This is a genomic window from Stenotrophomonas sp. FW305-C-20-S1, assembly GCF_058783335.1.
Genome location: NZ_JBYTEK010000068.1, coordinates 403 through 5,332 on the forward strand (window position 1 = coordinate 403; position 4,930 = coordinate 5,332).

Here is a 4,930-nt window from a genome sequence, read left to right on the forward strand (position 1 = left end):
GTGCGGCTGTTGGTGGGTGTCGACCTTGGTCGACACGTGGATCCACGCCATGCGTGGATGAATGCCGGGCGAAAATGGAAGCGCATTTCCCGGCTTGGCGCTGTGCTGGGGTGATCGTGGGCTCCCGCGATCTGTCGTAACAGCATGGGCTGCTCTTGGTGGGTGGCGACCATGCGGCTGTTGGTGGGTGTCGACCTTGGTCGACACGTGGATCCACGCCATGCGTGGATGAATGCCGGGCGAAAATGGAAACGCTCCGTTGTTGGCACGTAACGCGGGCATGGCGTGTGTGGGTGTACGCTGCATGCATGATGGCCACGACAGTCGGGCAACAGCAGCTGGTGGCGGCTCGGGCCGCCTTCGCCGAGGGCGACGTGCAGTCGCTGGCGATGCTGCCCCTGCCGTTGCAGCAGTCCTGGCAGCGCTCGCATGCGGCGGGTGTGCGCCCCGGGCAGGAGCCGTATTACCCGCCGTTGCAGGGCAACGGACACCGCTTGGAGTCCCGCGATGACCGCCGCCTGGCGCGTTGCGTGCAGCCGGAACTGGAGCAGTTGTGGGCCGCGTTCGGTGCGCGTGGGTGGACGATGTTCTGCGCCAACCGTGAGGGCATGGTGATCGTGCATCGCGCTCATGGCCTGGAAGATGCAGCGCTGCTGCGGCCGATCCAGGTGGGCCGGCGGCTGGGCGAGGCCGAGATCGGTACCACCGCGCCTGCGGTCAGCCTGGCCGACGACCTGCCCGCGCTGGTACGCGGCAATGAACACTATCTGCAGCGGTTCGCCCCCGTGTTCTGCCTGAGTGAGCCGCTGCATGACCTGCAGGGGCAGGTCTGCGGTGCGATCGACATCACTGGGCTGGGGGAACGCGATCCGGCGTTGCTGCAGGGCTATTTCCGGCAGGCAGCGCTGGCCATCGAGAACCGCTTGATCCACACGCTCAGCGATGTCCACCTGCTGGCGGTACAGCATGATCCGCGCTGGCTGGCATCTCCGCTGCAGGGCCTGTTGGCGGTGCAGGAAGACGGCCAGTTGCTTTGCGCCAATCGCGTCGCCCGGCGCCTGCTCGGACTGCCGCGGCGTGGGCCGCTGCCGCTGCTTTCGCTGGAAACACTGTTTGCCGGCGCCAGCGCTGCGCAGCGACGTCGACTGCTGCAGCCCGGCCCTGCGCATCGGGTGCGACTGGGCGAGGGCAGTGCCGTCCATCTGCAGCACCTGCAGGCACCGCGCGCCGCACGGACACGTTCACCGGCTACGGCCGCAGCGCCCGTGCAAGCGGCACCATTGCGTGACCAGCAGCGCGATGCGGCAAGGCGAGCCGCCCATACTGCCGACGGCAACCTCAGCCTCGCCGCACGCCAGCTCGGCATCTCGCGGACAACGCTGTACAGACTGCTGCGCGAGTGAGGCCGGCCACCGAGGCCGGCGCTACATCGCGGTGTTGATCAATCGCGGAAGTTGTTGAACTGCAGCGGCAGGTCGAACTTGCCGGCCTTGAGCACCGCGATGGCGTCCTGCAGGTCGTCGCGCTTCTTGCCCTGCACGCGCAGCTTGTCACCGTTGATCTGGCTTTCCACTTTCAGCTTGGCGTCCTTCAGCGCAGCGGCGATCTTCTTGGCGATCTTCTGCTCGATGCCCTGCTTGACGGTGATCTTCTGCCGCGCCTGGGCCAGGTTGGTCTCGATGTCACCAAACTCCAGGCTCAGCACGTCGATACCGCGCGCGGCCAGGCGCGCACGCAGGATGTCGTTCATCTGCTTGAGCTGGAACTCGCTCGGCGCGGACTGGGTGATCACTTCGCCGTCTCGTTCGAACTTGGCGTCCACGCCCTTGAAGTCGAAACGGGTGGCAAGCTCGCGGTTGGCCTGGTCGAGCGCATTGGTCAGTTCGTGGGTGTCGACTTCGGACACAACGTCGAAGGAAGGCATGGGCGTTACTCCGCAGAAATCAGTGGCGGCCATTCTATCGCGCCGGTCGCGGCGGCAACGCCCGTGGTCGGCGATAATGGGCCATGAACGTGCAACGCTCCCCTTCGCGCGCCGTGGCCTGGATGGTCGCTGCTGTCGCCTGTTTCTCGCTGATGGACGCCGGCATGAAGCAGCTCTCGGCCGGCTATCCCTCGCTGCAGGTCACCTTCCTGCGTGGCGCGGCGTCGCTGCCCTTCGTGCTGGTCTGGGTGCTGGCCAGTGCCGGGCCACGCTCGCTGATCCCGCGCCGCTGGGGGCTGCACCTGCTGCGCGGCGGGCTGGGCATGGCGATGATCGGCTGCTTCGTGTTCGCCCTGCGCGACCTGCCGCTGTCCACCGCCTACACCATTTATTTCGTCGCGCCGCTGCTGATTGCCGCACTGTCGGTGCCGCTGCTGGGCGAGCGGGTCGGGCCGCGGCGCTGGGTCGCCATCGGCATCGGCCTGGTCGGCGTGCTGGTGGTGCTGCGGCCGGGCGTGGGCGGTTTCATCTCGGTGCCGGGCCTGATGGTGCTGGCCGCCGCCACCGCCTATGCCATCGCCGCGATCACCGTCAGCCTGTTGACCCGCACCGATACCTCGCAGTCGATGGTGGTCTGGTTCCTGGTCATCATGGCCATCGGCGCCGGGCTGCTGGCTATCCCCGGCTGGGTGCCGCTGCAGATGGCGCATGCGCCGTTGATCGCCGGCATGGGCCTGGCCGGGGCGCTGGGCCAGATCGCGCTGACCAAGGCCTTCCAGCTGGGTGAGGCCTCGATGATCGCACCGCTCGAATACAGCGGCCTGGTCTGGGTGATCGGCTGGGACCTGGCCTTCTGGGGGCAGCTGCCCGATGGCTACACCTGGGCGGGTGCGGCAATCATCGTCGCCTCGGGCCTGTACCTGCTGCACCGCGAACGGGTGAACCGGCAGGAGCCGCCGAAACCGTTGGACCATCCCTGAACCGATCTGGCTGGGGAAGGGGTCAGAGCCTCTGCGGGGATCCGACCCCGGGGTCGGATCCCCGCAGGGGCTCTGACCGCCGCCGATGTGCTGATGCGGGCGTCTTAGAACCAAAAGGAATAACATTCTGGCCCATGGCGCGGGCGCGCGAGCGCCGGCGCTGGTAGGCTGCACGCCCCCTTCCATCGCCCTTCCGGTGAGCTGATCCCGTGATCGAGTTCCAGCGCCTGCACAAATCCTATGCCGTTGCCGGCCGCGCGGTCAGCGCGCTGCAGCCGCTGGACCTGACCATCGAGGCCGGCGAGGTGTTCGGCATCATCGGCCATTCCGGTGCGGGCAAATCGACGCTGATCCGCATGATCAACCGCCTGGAGGAGCCCAGTGGTGGCCGCCTGCTGATCGCCGGCGAAGATGTCACCGCGCTGGATCCGGAAGGCCTGCGCGCGCTGCGCCGCCGGATCGGCATGATCTTCCAGCACTTCAACCTGCTGTCCTCGCGCACGGTGGCCGGCAATGTCGCCTTCCCGCTGGAGCTGGCCGGTACGCCGAAGGCCGAGATCGATGCGCGCGTCGCCGAGCTGCTGCAGACCGTGGGCCTGCAGGCGCATGCGGACAAGTACCCGGCGCAGTTGTCGGGCGGCCAGAAGCAACGTGTGGGCATCGCCCGCGCACTGGCCACCCGCCCGCAGATCCTGCTGTGCGACGAGGCCACCAGCGCGCTCGATCCGCAGACCACCGCGTCGGTGCTGGCGCTGCTGTCGAAGATCAACCGCGAACTGGGCCTGACCATCGTGCTGATCACCCACGAGATGGACGTGATCCGTCGCGTCTGCGACCGCGTGGCCGTGCTTGATGCCGGCCAGCTGGTCGAGACCGGCCCGGTAACGAAGGTGTTCCTGCACCCGCAGCACCCGACCACCCGCCGTTTCGTCAGCGAATCGGAGCAGGTGGACGAGGGGACGCTGCACCGCGATTTCGACGCGGTCGGTGGCCGTGTCGTGCGCCTGACCTTCCTCGGCGCCGATACCTACGAACCCCTGCTCGGCAGCGTCGCGCGGCAGACCGGGGTCGACTACAACATCCTGTCCGGCCGTATCGACCGGATCAAGGACACCCCGTATGGACAGCTGATCGTCGCCCTGGTGGGCGGTGACCAGTCCGCCGCGCAGGCCGCGTTCGTGGCCGCCGGCGTGCACGTTGAGGAACTGCGCCGATGATCATCGCCACCGCCGGCGGCTTCTTCCGTCACCTGGATGCAGGCAAGTGGGCCGACATCGGCCAGGCCACCATCGACACCCTGCTGATGCTGGCCGGTTCGCTGCCGCTGACCCTGGCCATCGGCCTGCCGCTGGGCGTGCTGCTGTACCTGTTCGGTGCGCCACAGCTGAAACGCCGGCCGGTTGCCTACGGCGTGCTGGCGCTGGTGGTGAACCTGCTGCGCTCGGTGCCCTTCATCATCCTGATGATCGTGCTGATCCCGGTGACCCTGTTCATGATGGGCACCTCGCTGGGCGTGCGTGGCGCGATCGTGCCGCTGGTCATCGGCGCTGCGCCGTTCTATGCGCGGCTGGTGGAAACCGCGCTGCGTGAAGTGGACCGCGGGGTGATCGAGGCGACCCAGGCAATGGGTGCCACCACCTGGCAGCTGGTCACCCGCGTGCTGCTGCCCGAAGCACGGCCGGGCCTGATTGCCGGTGCCACGGTGACCACCGTGGCCCTGATCGGCTTCACCGCGATGGGCGGTGCGATCGGTTCCGGTGGCCTGGGCGACCTGGCCTTCCGCGACGGCTACCAGCGCTCGCACACCGACGTGGCGCTGGTCACGGTGGTCCTTTTGCTGGTGCTGGTGCAGCTGCTGCAGATGCTGGGCGACCGCCTGGTCGCGCATTACAGCCGCAGATAACAGAATGCCGGGCGGCGCCCGGCATCGTTCAGGGTGGTGCCGGCCGCTGGCCGGCAACTTCATGTCTGGTAGTGCCGGCCGCTGGCCGGCAACCTCATGAACGCGGGAAGCACCGTGCAGTTG

5 protein-coding genes are annotated in these 4,930 nt (G+C 67.8%); 4 read left to right on the forward strand and 1 reads right to left on the reverse strand.

Annotation, left to right across the window (positions count from 1 at the left end; genetic code table 11):
• The first annotated feature begins 311 nt into the window (after positions 1–311).
• On the forward strand, positions 312–1,403 hold the full coding sequence (locus AC3WTC_RS20210) for a helix-turn-helix domain-containing protein (protein WP_492712398.1): 1,092 nt from the start codon (positions 312–314) through the stop codon (positions 1,401–1,403).
• Positions 1,404–1,441: 38 nt separating this feature from the next.
• Here the strand turns inward: AC3WTC_RS20210 and AC3WTC_RS20215 are convergent, their stop codons facing one another.
• Positions 1,442–1,924, reverse strand: coding sequence for a YajQ family cyclic di-GMP-binding protein (locus AC3WTC_RS20215; RefSeq protein ID WP_492712400.1), 483 nt, complete (start codon positions 1,922–1,924; stop codon positions 1,442–1,444).
• An 83-nt stretch (positions 1,925–2,007) separates the two neighbouring features.
• Here AC3WTC_RS20215 and AC3WTC_RS20220 point away from each other — a divergent pair, with 83 nt between their 5' ends.
• From AC3WTC_RS20220 to AC3WTC_RS20230, 3 genes are all read left to right on the forward strand, one after another.
• On the forward strand, positions 2,008–2,904 hold the full coding sequence (locus tag AC3WTC_RS20220; RefSeq protein WP_025877311.1) for a DMT family transporter: 897 nt from the start codon (positions 2,008–2,010) through the stop codon (positions 2,902–2,904).
• Between the two features lie 209 nt (positions 2,905–3,113).
• Entirely contained in the window at positions 3,114–4,121 is a 1,008-nt protein-coding gene (locus AC3WTC_RS20225; protein ID WP_025877309.1) for a methionine ABC transporter ATP-binding protein, read from the forward strand.
• Entirely contained in the window at positions 4,118–4,807 is a 690-nt protein-coding gene (locus AC3WTC_RS20230) for a methionine ABC transporter permease (protein WP_025877307.1), read from the forward strand. Before AC3WTC_RS20225 ends, AC3WTC_RS20230 begins: the two co-directional genes overlap by 4 nt.
• Positions 4,808–4,930 lie beyond the last annotated feature (123 nt).

What these genes read in the sequence shown, in the direction of transcription:
- AC3WTC_RS20210 (WP_492712398.1), top strand. Translation starts at nt 312, where the DNA reads ATGGCCACGACAGTCGGGCAACAGCAGCTGGTGGCGGCTCGGGCCGCC.
- AC3WTC_RS20215 (WP_492712400.1), bottom strand. Translation starts at nt 1,924, where the DNA reads ATGCCTTCCTTCGACGTTGTGTCCGAAGTCGACACCCACGAACTGACC.
- AC3WTC_RS20220 (WP_025877311.1), top strand. Translation starts at nt 2,008, where the DNA reads ATGAACGTGCAACGCTCCCCTTCGCGCGCCGTGGCCTGGATGGTCGCT.
- AC3WTC_RS20230 (WP_025877307.1), top strand. Translation starts at nt 4,118, where the DNA reads ATGATCATCGCCACCGCCGGCGGCTTCTTCCGTCACCTGGATGCAGGC.